This is a genomic window from Chimaeribacter coloradensis (genome assembly GCF_002858715.1).
In the GTDB taxonomy this organism is placed as follows: Bacteria; Pseudomonadota; Gammaproteobacteria; order Enterobacterales; family Enterobacteriaceae; genus Chimaeribacter; species Chimaeribacter coloradensis.
Genome location: NZ_PJZH01000014.1, coordinates 103,717 through 119,754, shown reverse-complemented (window position 1 = coordinate 119,754; position 16,038 = coordinate 103,717). Strand labels below are relative to the sequence as shown.

The following is a 16,038-nucleotide window of genomic DNA, read 5'->3' as shown; positions in this document are numbered from 1 at the left end:
AGTGGTGCCCGGACTCGGAATCGAACCAAGGACACGGGGATTTTCAATCCCCTGCTCTACCGACTGAGCTATCCGGGCAACGGGGCGCATTAAACCGTATTGGCTGGAGGCCGTCAACGGCTTTATGCAGAATTCTCCCTTAAACCGGCCTGACTGCTCTCTTTTCAGGCAAAAAACAGGCCGGCACCGGTGAAAACTGCCGTTTTAAGGCAAAGACAATCAGGACAGCGCGCCATGTTTACGGCACCGCGCGACCTGCAAAACATCCTCTGCGAGCCGTAAGGCGACGTCCACATCGTGGGGCTGTCTTTTTACCAGCAATTTGCTCAGGCACCCTTCAAGGATCAGCTCCATCTGCTCGGCGACCATCGGCGGATCGTCGGCGTCCATCTCCTGCAACAGCGACAGCGTGTAATCATAAGAGGCGCGTTTCTGCTGCTCGGCAAGCTGATGGATAGGGTGCTGTTTATCCGGGAAAAAGCTGCACGCGGCGATAAACAGGCAGCCCGGGTAGCGCTGCTGGTTAACCTGCTCATGCAGCACCTTATAGCGGGCCAGCAGTTTCTGCGAAGGTGTCAGGGAATCATCCAGCAGCAGTTGCCGCCGCCAGGTATCAATCTGTTGGCCATGATGGCGCAGGCAATCATAGAGCAGCGCCTCCCGATCCGGCCAGAAGCGGTTTAAGTCGCTCTCCGTACGTCCCGTTTCCGTTGCCACCATCTCTACCGTGGTGGTGGCCAGCCCGCGCTGTTCCAAGAGGGTTAAAGCGTGGTTCAGCACATGTTCACGTTGCACGTTGGCGTTCTCCCATTTCCGATCCAGACAGTAGTGTCGTTTACTGGCGTAGTTTCTGCAAATGCGCCCGGAAGGCCGCAGCGTCCATAAACCCGGTGACGCGGGAATCCGGTATCTCTTCGCCCAGCGGGCCGAAGAACAGAATGGTCGGCAGCCCCAGCACCCGCAGCTGGGCCAGCAGGGCTTGCTGCGCTGGGGTGTTGCCGGTCACATCCGCCTGTAACAGCACGGTATCCGCCAGCGCCGCCTGAACATCAGGCTGGCTGAAGGTGTACTTCTCAAACTCTTTGCAGGCGACACACCAGTCGGCGTAGAGATCGAGCATAACCCGTTTGCCTTGCGCCTGATGCAGCGCCTGCGCCAGTGCCTCCTGGTTGGCGATCGGCTGGAATGCCAGTTTCGCCGGTTGTGCTGCCGCGGTGGGGGCGGGGAAGGCCCACTCCTGCAACGGGCGGGCGACGACCAGCGCCGCCGCCAGGAACAGCAGCTGCAACGGGCGGATGCCGGTGCGCGTACTCTTCAGGCTCAGCACAAAAGCCCAGCCAAAGAAGGCGATGCCCAGCAGGCTCCACAAACGTTCGCCCCAGAGATCGCCGATGACCCGCGTCAGCAGGAATACCGGCAAGGCGAGGATCACAAAGCCGAACGCCTCTTTTACATGGTTCATCCACGGTCCGCTTTTGGGCAGCAGCCGGTTGCCGAACAGCGTCACCGCCACCAGCGGAATGCCCATGCCCAGCGCATAGAGGTAAAGCGTGCCGCCCCCGGCCAGCAGGTTACCGCTCTGCGCGATGTAGAGCAGAATGGCGCTCAGCGGCGCGGTGGTGCAGGGCGAACAGATAAGCCCGGCCAGCGCGCCCATCACAAACACGCCGGGCAGCGACCCGCCCTGTTGGGTATTGCTCCACAGCGTCAGCCGGGTTTGCAGGGCAGAGGGCAGCTGCAATGTGAACAGGCCGAACATGGAGAGCGCCAGCAGGATGAACAGCCCCGACAGCGCGATCAGCACGCCGGGGCTTTGCAACGCCGCCTGGAACGGCAGCCCGGCCGCGGCCACCACCAGCCCGAGCAGGGTATAGGTCAGCGCCATGCCCTGCACATAGACCAGCGCCAGCACCGCCACGCGGCGGCTGCTGTGCCGCCGCTCACGCCCCAGGATAATGCCGGAAATCAGCGGGTACATCGGCAGCACACAAGGCGTGAACGCGATGCCGATGCCGATCAGCAACGCCCACAGCGGCGAGAAGGGCAGCGGCGTGGCCAGGGGATCTGCCTGTACCGCCTGCGGCGCAGGCGCGACCGGTGCGCCGGGCGTGACGGCGCTCAGCGGCACCGTCCGCGTCTCCGGCGGGTAACAGAACCCGGCTTCCGCGCAGCCCTGATAGGTGACTTTCAGCTGGCCGTGCGGTGCGGCCTGGGTAATAGGCAGCGTAAACGCCAGCTGGTTTTTATAGATCTCCGCGATGCCGAAAAACTCATCTTTATGCGACAACCCTTCCGGCAGCGTGACGTCGCCCACCGCCGCGTCGGTGGCTGTCCACTGAATCTGCTGGCGGTAAAGGTAGTAGCCGGGCTTGATCTGCCAGTTCAGCGTCAGTTGATTACCTTGCTGTGTGAAATCAAACGCAAACGCCTGATCGGGCGGCACAAACGCATTGGCGGCAGGCTGCGGAAAAAGTGAGGCATGCGCAGCCAACGGCAGCAGCAGGGCGCTGCATAGCCAGAACACTATTTTAATGAGGCGGTAATCCATGAGAGGTAATCTTTGTCTCCGTCGCGGACAGGCAACACCAGCAGTTCCGGTGTCTGGTAAGGGTGGTGTTGCCGGAGGCAGGCAAGCAGGGCCTGCTGGTGGTGGGTGTCACTTTTAAACAGCATCTGGACTTCATACGCCTGTTCCAGTTTGCCCTCCCAGTAGTACATCGAACTCGCACCCGGCAGCAGGGTCACGCAGGCGGCCAGTTTTTCGTCCAGCGCCACTGCCGCCAGCTCCTGCGCGCTGTCTTCATCCGGCGCAGTGCAGAGCACCACCACGGCCTGGCTGCCGGGCAGGTCGATATTCAGGGGGAAATTTTCTGTCAGGGTCACTTCAGACGTGGTTATGTCAGACATCTCGACCTCGCAACACAGTGGGGGAAGGCGCGCTGACCTGTCAGCGCGAGCCAGAGACTATAACGCGAAGCGCCGGTGGCTTGAAGGCGGAAGCGGGGGATTTTACCCCCGTATACACTTTCGTGAAGGGGCAGCCGCATGGCCGCCCTCTGGTGGGCTACAGCAGCAGCGCGCCGAGCGCAAAGCTGAACAGCACCGCAAAGGTGACGCCGAGCGTCCCGGGAATAAAGAAGGGATGGTTGAACACAAAGCGGCCGATGCGCGTGGTGCCGGTGTCATCCATCTGTACCGCGGCCACCAGCGTGGGGTAAGTCGGCAGGATAAACAGCCCGGACACGGCCGGGAACGCCGCCAGCGCGGTCAGCGGTGTGACGCCCAGCGCGATGGCCATCGGCATCAGCGCCTTGGCAGTGGCGGCCTGGGAATACAGCAGCGCCGAACAGAAGAAGAAAATCACCGCCAGCAGCCAGGGGTGGCTGGTAATGGCGCTGCCGGCCGTGCCCTTAATCCATTCCAGGTTGTCCTGCACAAAGGTATCGCCCAGCCAGGCCACCCCCAGGATACAGATACTGGCGCTCATGCCCGCCTTAAAGGTACTGGCGTTCAGGATGGCGGCGGTGTCGATCCGGCAGAGCAGGGTAATCAGCGTGGCGACGCTGAGCATAATGATCAGGATAGCGCTGGTGGTGGTCATCACCGGCGCGGCCGGGCTGCCCAGCACCGCCTGATGGAAACCGTTGCTGTTAAAAATGGCGTAGACCACCACTGCCAGCACCCCGAGCAGGAACAGCAGCACTGAGTAGGGGGCCGAGGCGGGGATCGCCGGGCGGTCACTGCCGCGCAGCGTTACCAACCCCTCTGCCAGCCGCTGCTGATACCCTGCGTCATCCTCCAGCCGGGCGTTGAACAGCCAGCTCACCAGCAGTGACATCAGCAGCACCGCGGCCAGCGTGGCAGGGATCAGGATGCTCAGCATCGTCAGGTAGCTGACGCCGTGCGGCTCCATCACCATCGCCATGTAGACCACGGCCGCAGAGATCGGCGAGGCGGTAATGGCGATTTGCGCGGCGACCACGGCAGTAGAGAGCGGGCGGCTGGGGCGGATGCCCTGTTCCTTGGCCACTTCCGCAATCACCGGCAGGGCGGAGAGCGAGATATTGCCGGTTCCGGCAAAAATGGTCAGAAAGTAGGTGACGACCGGCGCCAGCAGCGTGATGTGGCGCGGGTTACGCCGCAGCAGCGTTTCCGTCTGGCGGACCAGGTAGTCCATGCCCCCGGCCACCTGCATGGCGGCAATGGCGGCGATCACCGCCATGATAATTGAGATCACATCGAACGGGATGGTACCGGGTTTGACGCCAATCAGCGCCAGCACCAAGACCCCCAGGCCGCCGGCGAAACCAATCCCGATACCGCCCAGCCGGGCGCCGAGAAAGATGGCCAGCAGCACAATGACAAATTCCAGAATCAGCATCGCGTGGGTTCCTTAAAAAAATGAAAACAGATTGTTATTTTTTTGTACCTACCAAAAGAAAAGGGCACGTTACCCACTGGAGTAACGTGCCCTGGTGTCAGGTCTGAACAGGGTTACTGTTCATTTTCGTCAGTATAGCGTTTGGCTTTATACGCCGGGAACATCAGGTTCTGCACCGAGAAGATGTCATCCAGCTCCGCTTCCGTCAGCAGGCCGCGCTCCAGCACCACTTCCCGCACGCTTTTGCCGGTCTCGGCGCAAATCTTGCCGACGATATCGCCGTTATGGTGGCCGATGAACGGGTTCAGGTAGGTGACGATGCCGATGGAGTTGAACACATACGCCTCACAGACCGCTTTGTTCGCGGTGATGCCGTTGACGCATTTCTCCAGCAGGTTGTAGCAGGCGTTGGTCAGGATATGGATGGACTCAAACATCGCCTGGCCGATCACCGGCTCCATCACGTTCAGCTGCAACTGGCCCGCCTCTGACGCCATGGTGACGCAGGTGTCATTGCCGATCACTTTGAAGCAGACCTGGTTCACCACTTCCGGGATCACCGGGTTCACTTTGGCCGGCATAATGGAGGAACCGGCCTGAAGTTCCGGCAGGTTGATCTCATTGAGCCCGGCGCGCGGGCCGGAGGAGAGCAGGCGCAGGTCGTTACAGATTTTCGACAGCTTGACCGCCAGGCGTTTCAGCGAGCTGTGAACCATGACATAAGCGCCGCAGTCAGAAGTCGCTTCGATCAGATCTTCCGCCGGGACGCACGGCAGGTTGCTCACCGCCGCCAGGTGCTGTACGGCGAGCTGCTGGTAACCTTCCGGCGTATTGAGGCGGGTGCCGATGGCCGTCGCCCCGAGGTTGACTTCCAGCAGCAGCTCTGCGGTGCGCAGCAGATTTTTGGTCTCTTCTTTCAGCAGCACATTGAAGGCATGGAACTCCTGGCCCAGCGTCATCGGCACCGCGTCCTGCAACTGGGTGCGGCCCATCTTCAGGATGGTTTCAAACTCTTTGGCTTTACGCTCAAAGCCGTCACCCAGCTGGTTGATGGCGTCGATCAGCTTCAGCACAGAGGCGTAGACCGCAATACGGAACCCGGTGGGGTAGGCGTCATTGGTGGACTGGCACTTATTCAGGTGATCGTTGGGGTTCAGGTACTGGTATTCCCCTTTCTGATGGCCCATCAGCTCCAGCCCGATATTGGCCAGCACTTCATTGGTATTCATGTTCAGTGAGGTGCCTGCGCCACCCTGGAAAACGTCCACCGGGAACTGATCCATGCATTTGCCTTTATTCAGCACCTCATCACAGGCCCGGATAATCACGTCAGCCAGGTTGCGCGGAATCGTTTTTAACTCTTTGTTTGCCAGCGCAGCCGCTTTCTTGACCATCACCATGCCACGCACGAATTCAGGGACATCACTGATTTTGGTATTGCTGATGTAGAAGTTTTCGATCGCACGCAGGGTATGGATCCCGTAGTAAGCTTCTGCCGGCACTTCACGGGTGCCGAGCAGGTCTTCTTCGATACGAATAGTGTTTGACATAGAACCTTCTCTATTTGATGCCGTAAATGGATGACTGAATAAATAGTAGACATGATGCGGGCGTAAGGGCACACCACAGGATAAACCGCCGGCGTCTTGCCGGGCACGATCATATGCTGCTTTCCAGGAAATGCACGCGGCGCGATCACGTGTGGCGCGCTCACGCCGGGATGATTCAATAACTGTGAAGGGTTTCACATTTCATTGCCCCACGGAATAAAAATACACGCTGTGGTTGAATTCACCTCATGGTAACTCCATCTCAGTAAGGTCAGCCCAGTGAAATGATCCGCCGGGCACCCATTTTTACGCGTTGGTGCACCGCTTGCCGGCGCGTTTGCTGAAAGGAGAGTACGGTGCGTTTGTTACCGTTGCTGGTGATATTTTTACTGGCCTACATTGAAATATCACTGTTTATTCAGGTCGCCCATGTGCTGGGCGTCTTCCTGACCCTGCTGCTGGTGATCTTTACCTCCGGCCTCGGTATTTCGCTGGTGCGTGCACAAGGGCTGAAGACCTTTATGCAGATGCAGCAGAAGCTAGCGCAGGGCGAAAGCCCGGCGGCCGAGATGGTGAAAAGCGTTTCGCTGGTGCTGTCGGGTTTCCTGCTGCTATTGCCCGGTTTCTTTACGGACTTCCTCGGCCTGCTGCTGCTGTTGCCGCCGGTGCAAAAGCACCTGACGCTGAAACTGCTGCCGCATCTGTCGTTTACGGCGCGCGGCGGTTTCCAGCCGGGGCAGGGCGGCGGCTCCACGTTTGAGGGGGAGTATCAGCGCAAAGATGATCCGGCCCCCCGGCTGGAGCAGCGCGATTCTTCTTCTTACAAAGATGATCAGTAACGCCGTGCAGAAAAACGTTTCGCTGGGGTAGCCGTACCCGCCCCGGCAGGATAGAGTGCGGGCTGACCTTTTTTGTTAGCTGTTTGTTATGCGGTGACACGACAAAACAAAAAAATTTTTGTGGGTGTCCCTTGAAGGGGGGGCTAATGCCCCCATCTAGAAAACCACGAGGCCGGTATGCACGGCATATACGGCATCTTATCCTGAATCAGATATGGACCTTCTCAAAGGAGAGCTATCAATGAAAATTCGTCCATTGCATGACCGCGTTATCGTCAAGCGTAAAGAAGTTGAGTCTAAATCTGCTGGCGGCATCGTTCTGACCGGCTCCGCGGCGGGTAAATCTACCCGTGGTGAAGTGCTGGCTGTGGGCAATGGTCGCATCCTGGAAAACGGCGAAATGAAGCCGCTGGATGTGAAAGTAGGCGACATCGTCATTTTCAACGATGGCTACGGTGTGAAAGCCGAGAAGATCGACAATGAAGAAGTGTTGATCATGTCTGAAAGCGACATCCTGGCGATTGTTGAAGCGTAATTCACGCGTATATCACTGAACTGAACGAATTTAAGGGAAAGTAAAATGGCAGCTAAAGACGTAAAATTCGGTAATGACGCTCGTGTAAAAATGCTGCGCGGCGTGAATGTGCTGGCTGATGCGGTAAAAGTGACCCTGGGCCCGAAAGGCCGTAACGTGGTGCTGGACAAATCCTTCGGCGCACCGACCATCACTAAAGACGGCGTGTCTGTTGCCCGTGAAATCGAACTGGAAGACAAGTTCGAAAACATGGGTGCGCAGATGGTGAAAGAAGTGGCCTCCAAAGCGAACGACGCAGCAGGCGACGGCACCACCACCGCTACCGTTCTGGCACAGTCCATTATTACTGAAGGCCTGAAAGCCGTTGCCGCGGGCATGAACCCGATGGATCTGAAGCGCGGGATCGACAAAGCTGTTATCGCTGCGGTTGAAGAACTGAAACAACTCTCCGTACCGTGCTCTGACTCCAAAGCCATTGCTCAGGTAGGTACCATCTCCGCTAACTCCGACGACACCGTGGGCAAACTGATTGCCGAAGCGATGGAAAAAGTCGGTAAAGAAGGCGTGATCACCGTTGAAGAAGGTACCGGCCTGCAAGACGAGCTGGACGTGGTTGAAGGTATGCAGTTCGACCGCGGTTACCTCTCCCCTTACTTCATCAACAAGCCGGAAACCGGTGCTGTTGAGCTGGAAAGCCCGTTCATCCTGCTGGCTGACAAGAAAATCTCCAACATCCGTGAAATGCTGCCGGTGCTGGAAGCCGTTGCCAAAGCAGGCAAACCGCTGCTGATCATCGCTGAAGATGTGGAAGGCGAAGCGCTGGCGACCTTGGTGGTCAACACCATGCGCGGCATCGTGAAAGTGGCTGCGGTGAAAGCACCGGGCTTCGGCGACCGTCGTAAAGCCATGCTGCAGGACATCGCAACCCTGACTGCCGGTACCGTGATCTCTGAAGAGATCGGTCTGGAGCTGGAAAAAGCGACCCTGGAAGACCTGGGCCAGGCAAAACGCGTGGTGATTAACAAAGACACCACCACCATCATCGATGGCGTGGGTGACGAAACCACCATTCAGGGCCGTGTGACCCAGATCCGTCAGCAGATCGAAGAAGCGACCTCTGACTACGATCGCGAAAAACTGCAGGAGCGTGTGGCTAAACTGGCTGGCGGCGTCGCTGTCATCAAAGTGGGCGCAGCAACTGAAGTTGAAATGAAAGAGAAGAAAGCCCGCGTTGAAGATGCCCTGCACGCCACCCGTGCTGCGGTTGAAGAAGGTGTGGTTGCCGGTGGTGGTGTTGCACTGATTCGTGCTGCGTCCAAACTGGGCGATCTGCGTGGCCAGAACGAAGATCAGAACGTCGGTATCAAAGTTGCGCTGCGCGCAATGGAAGCACCGCTGCGTCAGATCGTTCTGAACTGCGGTGAAGAGCCGTCTGTGGTTGCCAACAGCGTGAAAGCGGGTGAAGGTAACTACGGTTACAACGCCGCAACCGAAGAGTACGGCGACATGATCGGCATGGGCATCCTGGACCCAACCAAAGTGACCCGTTCTGCCCTGCAGTACGCGGCTTCTGTGGCTGGCCTGATGATCACCACCGAGTGCATGGTCACCGACCTGCCGAAAGAAGAGAAAGCAGACCTGGGCGCCGGCGGTATGGGCGGCATGGGTGGCATGGGCGGCATGATGTAATCATCCGCTGACTGTCTCTCACAGTCTGCAGGCAGAAAACCCCGGCTCCGGCCGGGGTTTTTTATTATGGGTACAGAATAATTCGCATCTAATTGATTGTTGCTGCTATATATCTATCATTGTCTCGCTGAATTAACGTATAAACGGTAAACTACCGGCGCGTCACTTATCAGCGGGATGGCAGGTTTCATCTCACTATGGCAACGGATGCTTAACCAGCATGTCGCGCATGTTGATAAGGTTTGCGAGATTCTCAACCAAATGGGGAAAAAGATGCGGATTAACGTGTTTCTTGGACTTTCAGCCGCGTTGCTGCTGGCAGGGTGCAGTTCTACCCACCAGCTGAGCAGCACCGGCCAGCAGGTTAAGTTTACTGATGCCCAACCCGGCAGCGAATGCCAGCTGGTGGGTGAAGTGACCGGCACGCAGAGCAATTGGTTCTCCGGCACCAGCGGCGACGGCAGCTCCATGCGCGGCGCTGCAAATGACCTGCGCAATAAAGCGGCCGCAATGGGCGGCAACGTCATTTACGGCGCGACCAGCCCGAGCGAAGATTTCTGGTCCAGCTTTGTGCCAAAAGACAGCAAAATGATGGGGCAGGTCTATAAGTGTCCATAACGGCAATGTGTTGCCGGCAGGGATAGGTCTCGCTTATCCGGGCGAGGCGTACCTCGCCTGTCAACGTTCACCTCAGGCCTGTTTCAGATAGAGATCGAGCGGCGTTTTACTCGGCTCTCCTCCTACCTCACGCGCCAGCTTCGGCACCATATAGCCGGACACCTTGGTCAGCAACGCTTTTACCAATGCCCGCGCTTCCTCATCTTCGACCATGAAGTGGGCTGCGCCCTGCACCTTGTCCAGCACGTGCAGGTAGTAAGGGAGTATCCCGGCATCAAACAGCGCATTGCTCAACTCTGCCAGCACGTCGGCATCATCATTCACGCCACGCAGCAGTACGCTCTGGTTCAGCAGCGTCACACCGGCACGTTTTAACTGGGTCATGCTGTGGCGCAGGGCGTCATCAATCTCGTTCGGGTGGTTGATGTGGGTCACCATCAGAACCTGTAACCGTGACGCGGCCAGCCGCTGACACAGGGCAGGGGTGATGCGGGCGGGAATGACCACCGGCAGCCGGCTGTGGATGCGCAGCCGCTTAATATGTGTAATCGCCTCCAGTTCGCCAATCAGCCAGTCGAGTTCATGATCTTTGGCCATCAGCGGATCGCCGCCGGAGAAAATAATTTCATCCAATTCCGGGTGCAGGCGGATATACTCCAACGCCTTGCCCCAGTTTGCCTTGTTGCCCTGATTTTCCTGATACGGGAAATGGCGGCGGAAGCAATAGCGGCAGTTAACCGCGCAGCCGCCTTTTACCAGCAGCAGGGCGCGGTTACGGTATTTGTGCAACAGGCCAGGCACCACGCTCTGCTGTTCATCCAGCGGATCGGTGGTGAAACCGGGAGCCGCAAGGAACTCCTGTTGGGCTGTGAGTACCTGTACCAGCAGCGGGTCGGCGGCATCGCCGGGCTGCATACGGGCGACAAAGGCGCGTGGGACGCGCAGAGGGAAGAGGCGGCGGGCATCACGGCCTGCCTGCAATTCCGGGTGGGTGTCGAGTGCCAGCAGCGACAGCAGTTCGTCCGGGTCAGTAATAACATCGGCGAGTTGCTGCAACCAATCTTCTCTCATCGCCAAGTTTTGGGTTATAATATGTGCCATTTTTTGGCTAAGCTACCAGTATACATTTTTTCAGAGGGCCACCATGGCGACTTATTCTAGCAACGATTTCCGTTCCGGTCTTAAAATCATGTTCGAAGGCGAACCTTACGCAATTGAATCCAGCGAGTTCGTTAAGCCGGGCAAAGGCCAGGCGTTTGCACGTGTTAAAATGCGTCGCCTGCTGACCGGCACCCGCGTTGAGAAAACCTTCAAATCCACCGACTCCGCCGAAGGCGCAGACGTTATCGATATGAACCTGACTTACCTCTACAACGACGGTGAGTTCTGGCACTTCATGAACAACGAAACCTTCGAGCAGCTGGCAGCAGATGCCAAAGCCGTGGGTGACAGCGCGAAATGGATGCTGGACCAGGCTGAATGTATCGTGACCCTGTGGAACGGCCAGCCGATCGCCGTTACCCCGCCGAACTTCGTTGAGCTGGAAATCACCGAAACTGACCCGGGCCTGAAAGGCGACACCGCAGGGACTGGCGGCAAGCCGGCGACCCTGTCTACCGGTGCCGTGGTGAAAGTGCCGTTGTTCGTGCAGCGTGGCGAAGTGATCAAAGTTGACACCCGCTCCGGCGAATACGTCTCCCGCGTGAAATAAAAGTTGTTCTGACGCCCCGTGTGTCATGCTGCTGCAACGCCCTGTTGCAGCAGCTATTCAGGGATCTGTTAACGATGCTGAAGAAAATCTGGCTGGCAGTGTTCTCGTTTATGATGCTGGCAGCATTAAGCGGTTGTAATACCGCACGTGGCTTTGGTGAAGATGTGCAACATCTGGGCAGCACCATTTCCCATATCGCCAGTTAATACCCGCTTAAAAAATACCCCACTTCTTTCTACTTCCTTGCTTTTCTTGTCTAAACTAAAAGGGCTTAAGCACCCATTCCCTTAAAAGAAGGAAATTTTTATGTTGAAGAAATCTATTCTGGTGGTGTTTTCTTTGCTGTTTCTCTCGTCACTGACGGCATGCAACACCACGCGCGGCGTCGGCGAAGACGTATCCGCAGGCGGTGAAGCTATTCAGCGCAGTGCGCAATAAAGAGAAGCAGGGAAGGTACGGGCACGCTGTCGCCAGTGGCCGTACCTGATCCCGCAGTCAGGACTGGTTAACCCAGATAAGCTTGCTGGTATTGAACCCATAGCGTTTCGCTGTCTCCAGCAGTCGCGTGCGCGCCACCTCATCCAGCATCGGGGTGCGTGACAGGATCCATAAATATTTTTTATTCGGGCCGCAGACCAACGCGTACTGATAATTCCTGTCGAGTTCAATCACGTTATACCCGCCATAAAACGGGCCGAAGAAAGAGACTTTCAGCGCGGCGCGTACCGGTGTGCCCAGGAAGTAGCCCTTGCCTTCGCTCTCCTGCCAGGATTTCTTTTTCGGGTTGTAGCCGCGGTTAATGACCTTGATGCCGCCATCCGGACGGGTACTGTAGTTCGCCGTCACATGATCCAGCCCACGCTCGAAGCCGTGATCCATCCGGGCGATCTCATACCAGGTACCGAGGTAGCGCGGCAGCTCAAAGTTTTCTACCACTTTAACGTCCGGTGGCGGCTTTACGCTGCATGCTACCGAGAACAGTGCTGTCATCATGACGCCGAGTTTTGACCAAAGATGCATAGCCTTTCCTTTTATCATCCATCTCTCCTAAGTGTAGGTAATAAAAATGAATAAGAGAGGGGTAGCGGAGGAAAAACGGCCCGGCTGGGCCGTTGAGGGGAAAAGCAGGCTCAGAGGGTAATTACACCGATGGCGGTGACCACCGTCAGAATGGCCGCCAGCCCGTAAAACAGCCACTTCCCGGCCGGAAGCGCGATTTTCAGGTCGTGCGTCATATGGTGCAGGCGGTGCAGGCCGCACCACAGCGGCAGCGTTGCCATCAGAAACAGAAACAGGCGGCCGGGCAGGCTCTGGCAAAACGCGAGTACCCGGGCATAACTGAAGGTGCCCTCCGGCGCGAAGCCCAGAGGCAGCAAAATACCGATAAGCAGGATAACCACCGGGGCGAACAGCGCCGCCCACATGCCACCGGCACCAAACAGCCCCCAGAACAGCGGCTCGTCAGATCGTTTAGGATCGTGGTGCATCTCAACCTCCCGATGAATAGAGCGTAATAGTCAGAATGATCAATGAAACGGCGATCATGGCGGCCCACAGCAGGCGCACTACCGGCGCCGGCCCCAGTTTCTCCCCTTTGATGATCACGATGGCCGCCTTGGGCGCGAGATCGAACCAGGTTTTGCTGTGCAACAGCGCAGCGGCCAGCGCGATCAGGTTAAGCAGCATGACCACCGGGTTTTGCAGCAGGTGAATAAAACTCTCCCACCCCGCAGGCCCGGCCTTCAGGCGGTAAAGCCCGTGGATCAACAGCAGGCTGAACCAGACGGCGGGCAGGGCCGTGCCCTCACGCAGCATATAGAAGCGGTAGAAACCGAGCCGCTGCCACCAACTGGGTGCCATCTCCCGGATGTACGGTTTACGTTTCGTGGTCATCACGGTGCTCTCCTTAACGTGGCTTCAGCATGGCGATCATAAAATCTTTACTGCTCTCCACCTTGCCCTGCTGGATCGCCGCTGCCGGGTCAACATGTTTAGGGCATACTTCAGAGCAGTAGCCCACAAAGGTGCAGCGCCAGACGCCGTTTTCGCCGTTGAGTTGCGGCATCCGGGCGGCTCTGCCGCGATCGCGGCTGTCGAGGTTATAGCGGTGGGCCAGGGTAATGGCAGCGGGGCCGAGGAATTCAGGATTCAGGCCGAACTGCGGGCAGGCGGCATAGCAAAGCCCGCAGTTAATGCAGCCGGAGAACTGGTGATATTTGGCCATCTGCGCCGGGGTTTGTGTGTTGGGGCCGTGCGCCGGTTGCCGGTCATTGCCGATGATATAGGGCTTAATCGCCTCCAGGCTTTCGATAAAGTGGGTCATATCCACCACCAGATCGCGTTCAACCGGGAAATTGCCCAGCGCCTCCACCTCCATGCCCGTTGGATAGTCACGCAGGAAGGTTTTGCAGGCCAGTTTCGGTACGCGGTTGACCATCATGCCGCAGGAGCCGCAGATCGCCATCCGGCATGACCAGCGGTAGGCCAGATCCGGTGCCAGGTTATCTTTGATGTAGCCAAGGGCATCAAGCAGTGACGTCTGCTCATCATAAGGGACGCTATAGGTTTCAGGATGGGGCGCACTGTCATATTCGGGGTGGTAACGCATGATAGTCAGGGTGATGTCAGCCATGGGTTTTCTCCTCAGACTCTGCGCCATAGACCCGTTTAGCCGGCGGCAGGGCAGTAATTTTCACCGCGCTATAAGCCAGCCGCGGCGCGTCGCCGGGGGTGTGGAACGCCAGCGTATGCTTAAGGAAATTCACATCATCACGTTCGGTACAGCCCTCATCCAGCCGCTGGTGGGCGCCGCGTGATTCACGGCGGGCAAGGGCAGAGTGGGCCATGCATTCCGCCACATCCAGCCCGTGTGACAGCTCCAGCGTATAGAGCAGATCGGTATTGAACACGCCGGAGCGGTCGGTAATGGCAATGCGGGAGAAGCGCGCCTTCAGCTCCGCCAGCTTATCGATGGTTTTCTGCATCAGCGCCGGTGTCCGGTAGATGCCGCACCCCTCTTCCATCGCCATGCCCATTTCGTCCCGCAGGGTGGACCATTTTTCATTTCCCTGCTGGTTCATCAGCGCGGTCAGGCGTTGCTCAACGTCATTCGCCAGGCTGTCCAGCGCCTGCACCGGGGCCGGGGTGCTCTCCAGCGCGCGCAACGCGGCCTGCTCACCAGCGATGCGGCCGAATACCACCAGTTCAGCCAGTGAATTGGAGCCGAGGCGGTTGGCACCGTGCAGCCCGACAGAAGAGCACTCCCCCACGGCAAACAGCCCACGGATGCGCGTCTCACAGTGGGCATCGGTTTCTATGCCGCCCATGGTGTAATGCGCGGTAGGGCGAACCGGGATCGGGTCGGTAACCGGGTCAACGCCGACGTAGGCTTTTGCCAGTTCACAGATAAACGGCAGCCGCTCGCGCAATTTCTTCTCGCCCAGATGGCGCAGGTCGAGGTGAACCACCTCACCCCGTGGCGTAGAAATCGTGCGCCCGGCCTGCCATTCATGCCAGAACGCCTGCGAGACCTTATCCCGCGGGCCAAGCTCCATATATTTATTTTTAGGCTGGCCGAGCGGCGTTTCCGGCCCCATGCCGTAATCCTGCAGATAGCGGTGGCCCGCGTTGTTGACCAGGATACCGCCTTCGCCGCGGCACCCTTCGGTCATTAAAATGCCGGAACCGGGCAGGCCAGTGGGGTGGTATTGCACGAACTCCATATCCCGCAGCGGCACGCCGTGGCGGAACGCCATACCCATGCCGTCCCCGGTGACGATGCCGCCGTTGGTGTTGTAGCGGTAAACCCGGCCTGCGCCGCCGGTGGCCATAATGACGGCGTTCGCGCGGATCTGTACCCGGCTGCCTTCCATCATATTCAGGGCTACCAGGCCGCGCACCTGGCCTTCATCCACCAAAATGTCGAGCACAAAGTGCTCATCGAAGCGGCGGATTTGCGGGTATTTCAGCGAGGTCTGGAACAGGGTGTGCAGCATATGGAAGCCGGTTTTGTCGGCGGCAAACCAGGTGCGCTCAATCTTCATGCCGCCGAAGCGGCGGACGTTGATGCTGCCGTCCGGCTTGCGGCTCCAGGGGCAGCCCCACAGCTCCAGCTGCGTCATCTCCTGCGGGCAGCGGCGGACGAACGCCTCAACCACATCCTGCTCGCACAGCCAGTCACCGCCGGCGACCGTATCGTGGAAATGGGAGTCTGCGGTGTCATGGGGCTGGGTAACGGCGGCGGCCCCGCCTTCGGCTGCCACGGTGTGGCTGCGCATTGGGTAGACCTTGGAAACCAGCGCAATCGTCAGGGTGGGGTTGGCTTCCGCTGCGGCAATCGCGGCGCGTAACCCTGCGCCACCGGCACCGATGATAGCCAGATCGGCATTAAAGGTTTGCACGGCACTCCTCCATTCTGAATGAAAACGGCGGCCTGCCCGCGGGCGGGCGTACCGGTGGGATGACACATCAACGCCGGCGATATAGGCCTGCTTTTTATAAGGGAAACGAGTATAACGAAGCGAAATTGGGTAAATGTTGATGTGATCGAGGGTTTATCCCGATCGCCGCCGGCGTTTTTGCGTAAGAGATCGTAAAAGCGGAAACCTCTCTCGAAAGCCCTGTGCCGCCGCCGTATAGTGGGTGCCTGCCAGCTCACCAGACCGGCGTAAAAAGCCGCATTTGTCTGCTGCCTGGGTTACAGGTAGACTGCACCC

The 16,038-nt window shown here is 58.2% G+C and carries 18 protein-coding genes and 1 tRNA gene; 7 read left to right on the top strand and 12 right to left on the bottom strand.

The window, feature by feature from the left end:
* Positions 1–2 precede the first annotated feature (2 nt).
* The 6 genes from CYR32_RS14210 to aspA form a co-directional block, all read right to left on the bottom strand.
* Positions 3–78 (bottom strand) — tRNA-Phe (locus tag CYR32_RS14210).
* 141 nt (positions 79–219) lie between these two features.
* The gene (gene dicD / locus CYR32_RS14205) at positions 220–795 is read right to left on the bottom strand and encodes a division control transcriptional repressor DicD (protein ID WP_101825532.1); all 576 of its coding nucleotides are present in this window, start codon (positions 793–795) and stop codon (positions 220–222) included.
* Between the two features lie 40 nt (positions 796–835).
* Positions 836–2,548: a protein-disulfide reductase DsbD gene (locus CYR32_RS14200; RefSeq protein WP_101825530.1), complete on the bottom strand. Its 1,713-nt coding sequence runs from the start codon at positions 2,546–2,548 to the stop codon at positions 836–838.
* Positions 2,524–2,907 carry a divalent cation tolerance protein CutA gene (gene cutA, locus CYR32_RS14195; protein ID WP_101825546.1) on the bottom strand — a complete coding sequence of 128 codons (384 nt, stop codon included), beginning with the start codon at positions 2,905–2,907 and terminating at the stop codon, positions 2,524–2,526. The genes CYR32_RS14200 and cutA overlap by 25 nt, the downstream gene beginning before the upstream one ends.
* Before the next feature lie 157 nt (positions 2,908–3,064).
* Positions 3,065–4,381, bottom strand: coding sequence for an anaerobic C4-dicarboxylate transporter (locus CYR32_RS14190; RefSeq protein ID WP_101825528.1), 1,317 nt, complete (start codon positions 4,379–4,381; stop codon positions 3,065–3,067).
* Positions 4,382–4,494: 113 nt separating this feature from the next.
* Positions 4,495–5,931, bottom strand: coding sequence for an aspartate ammonia-lyase (gene aspA, locus CYR32_RS14185; protein WP_101825525.1), 1,437 nt, complete (start codon positions 5,929–5,931; stop codon positions 4,495–4,497).
* A 356-nt stretch (positions 5,932–6,287) separates the two neighbouring features.
* Here aspA and CYR32_RS14180 point away from each other — a divergent pair, with 356 nt between their 5' ends.
* The 4 genes from CYR32_RS14180 (at position 6,288) to CYR32_RS14165 (ending at position 9,612) form a co-directional block, all read left to right on the top strand.
* Complete coding sequence (locus CYR32_RS14180) at positions 6,288–6,770, top strand: FxsA family protein (protein ID WP_101825523.1); 483 nt, start codon at positions 6,288–6,290, stop codon at positions 6,768–6,770.
* 241 nt (positions 6,771–7,011) lie between these two features.
* On the top strand, positions 7,012–7,305 hold the full coding sequence (locus CYR32_RS14175) for a co-chaperone GroES (protein ID WP_036103188.1): 294 nt from the start codon (positions 7,012–7,014) through the stop codon (positions 7,303–7,305).
* A 45-nt stretch (positions 7,306–7,350) separates the two neighbouring features.
* Positions 7,351–8,994, top strand: a complete 1,644-nt coding sequence (groL, locus tag CYR32_RS14170) for a chaperonin GroEL (protein ID WP_101825520.1) — start codon at positions 7,351–7,353, stop codon at positions 8,992–8,994.
* Positions 8,995–9,267: 273 nt separating this feature from the next.
* On the top strand, positions 9,268–9,612 hold the full coding sequence (locus CYR32_RS14165; RefSeq protein ID WP_101825544.1) for a DUF4156 domain-containing protein: 345 nt from the start codon (positions 9,268–9,270) through the stop codon (positions 9,610–9,612).
* Between the two features lie 72 nt (positions 9,613–9,684).
* Here the strand turns inward: CYR32_RS14165 and epmB are convergent, their stop codons facing one another.
* Positions 9,685–10,713 (bottom strand): EF-P beta-lysylation protein EpmB, encoded by a 1,029-nt coding sequence (gene epmB, locus CYR32_RS14160; protein ID WP_101825518.1) that lies wholly within the window; start codon positions 10,711–10,713, stop codon positions 9,685–9,687.
* A gap of 43 nt (positions 10,714–10,756) precedes the next feature.
* Here epmB and efp point away from each other — a divergent pair, with 43 nt between their 5' ends.
* The 3 genes from efp to CYR32_RS14145 all read left to right on the top strand — a co-directional run bounded on the left by efp (position 10,757) and on the right by CYR32_RS14145 (position 11,761).
* Positions 10,757–11,323, top strand: a complete 567-nt coding sequence (gene efp / locus CYR32_RS14155) for an elongation factor P (RefSeq protein ID WP_101825516.1) — start codon at positions 10,757–10,759, stop codon at positions 11,321–11,323.
* Positions 11,324–11,397: 74 nt separating this feature from the next.
* Positions 11,398–11,529 carry an entericidin A/B family lipoprotein gene (locus tag CYR32_RS14150; protein WP_101825515.1) on the top strand — a complete coding sequence of 44 codons (132 nt, stop codon included), beginning with the start codon at positions 11,398–11,400 and terminating at the stop codon, positions 11,527–11,529.
* Between the two features lie 100 nt (positions 11,530–11,629).
* Complete coding sequence (locus tag CYR32_RS14145) at positions 11,630–11,761, top strand: entericidin A/B family lipoprotein (RefSeq protein ID WP_072926995.1); 132 nt, start codon at positions 11,630–11,632, stop codon at positions 11,759–11,761.
* Between the two features lie 57 nt (positions 11,762–11,818).
* Here the strand turns inward: CYR32_RS14145 and blc are convergent, their stop codons facing one another.
* The 5 genes from blc to frdA all read right to left on the bottom strand — a co-directional run bounded on the left by blc (position 11,819) and on the right by frdA (position 15,723).
* Positions 11,819–12,343, bottom strand: a complete 525-nt coding sequence (blc, locus tag CYR32_RS14140; protein WP_101825512.1) for an outer membrane lipoprotein Blc — start codon at positions 12,341–12,343, stop codon at positions 11,819–11,821.
* A gap of 110 nt (positions 12,344–12,453) precedes the next feature.
* The gene (frdD, locus tag CYR32_RS14135; RefSeq protein ID WP_101825509.1) at positions 12,454–12,810 is read right to left on the bottom strand and encodes a fumarate reductase subunit FrdD; all 357 of its coding nucleotides are present in this window, start codon (positions 12,808–12,810) and stop codon (positions 12,454–12,456) included.
* Position 12,811: 1 nt separating this feature from the next.
* A complete protein-coding gene (gene frdC, locus CYR32_RS14130) occupies positions 12,812–13,216 on the bottom strand; it encodes a fumarate reductase subunit FrdC (RefSeq protein ID WP_101825506.1) in 405 nt (134 codons plus the stop codon).
* Positions 13,217–13,229: 13 nt separating this feature from the next.
* Positions 13,230–13,955 (bottom strand): succinate dehydrogenase/fumarate reductase iron-sulfur subunit, encoded by a 726-nt coding sequence (locus tag CYR32_RS14125; RefSeq protein WP_101825503.1) that lies wholly within the window; start codon positions 13,953–13,955, stop codon positions 13,230–13,232.
* Positions 13,948–15,723, bottom strand: a complete 1,776-nt coding sequence (frdA, locus tag CYR32_RS14120; RefSeq protein ID WP_101825501.1) for a fumarate reductase (quinol) flavoprotein subunit — start codon at positions 15,721–15,723, stop codon at positions 13,948–13,950. Before frdA ends, CYR32_RS14125 begins: the two co-directional genes overlap by 8 nt.
* Positions 15,724–16,038: the final 315 nt, after the last annotated feature.

Excerpts from the sequence above, each read along its gene's own strand:
- CYR32_RS14200 (WP_101825530.1), bottom strand. The coding sequence starts at position 2,548 with ATGGATTACCGCCTCATTAAAATAGTGTTCTGGCTATGCAGCGCCCTG.
- cutA (WP_101825546.1), bottom strand. The coding sequence starts at position 2,907 with ATGTCTGACATAACCACGTCTGAAGTGACCCTGACAGAAAATTTCCCC.
- CYR32_RS14190 (WP_101825528.1), bottom strand. The coding sequence starts at position 4,381 with ATGCTGATTCTGGAATTTGTCATTGTGCTGCTGGCCATCTTTCTCGGC.
- aspA (WP_101825525.1), bottom strand. The coding sequence starts at position 5,931 with ATGTCAAACACTATTCGTATCGAAGAAGACCTGCTCGGCACCCGTGAA.
- CYR32_RS14175 (WP_036103188.1), top strand. The coding sequence starts at position 7,012 with ATGAAAATTCGTCCATTGCATGACCGCGTTATCGTCAAGCGTAAAGAA.
- groL (WP_101825520.1), top strand. The coding sequence starts at position 7,351 with ATGGCAGCTAAAGACGTAAAATTCGGTAATGACGCTCGTGTAAAAATG.
- CYR32_RS14165 (WP_101825544.1), top strand. The coding sequence starts at position 9,268 with ATGCGGATTAACGTGTTTCTTGGACTTTCAGCCGCGTTGCTGCTGGCA.
- epmB (WP_101825518.1), bottom strand. The coding sequence starts at position 10,713 with ATGGCACATATTATAACCCAAAACTTGGCGATGAGAGAAGATTGGTTG.
- efp (WP_101825516.1), top strand. The coding sequence starts at position 10,757 with ATGGCGACTTATTCTAGCAACGATTTCCGTTCCGGTCTTAAAATCATG.
- CYR32_RS14150 (WP_101825515.1), top strand. The coding sequence starts at position 11,398 with ATGCTGAAGAAAATCTGGCTGGCAGTGTTCTCGTTTATGATGCTGGCA.
- CYR32_RS14145 (WP_072926995.1), top strand. The coding sequence starts at position 11,630 with ATGTTGAAGAAATCTATTCTGGTGGTGTTTTCTTTGCTGTTTCTCTCG.
- blc (WP_101825512.1), bottom strand. The coding sequence starts at position 12,343 with ATGCATCTTTGGTCAAAACTCGGCGTCATGATGACAGCACTGTTCTCG.
- frdD (WP_101825509.1), bottom strand. The coding sequence starts at position 12,810 with ATGCACCACGATCCTAAACGATCTGACGAGCCGCTGTTCTGGGGGCTG.
- frdC (WP_101825506.1), bottom strand. The coding sequence starts at position 13,216 with ATGACCACGAAACGTAAACCGTACATCCGGGAGATGGCACCCAGTTGG.
- CYR32_RS14125 (WP_101825503.1), bottom strand. The coding sequence starts at position 13,955 with ATGGCTGACATCACCCTGACTATCATGCGTTACCACCCCGAATATGAC.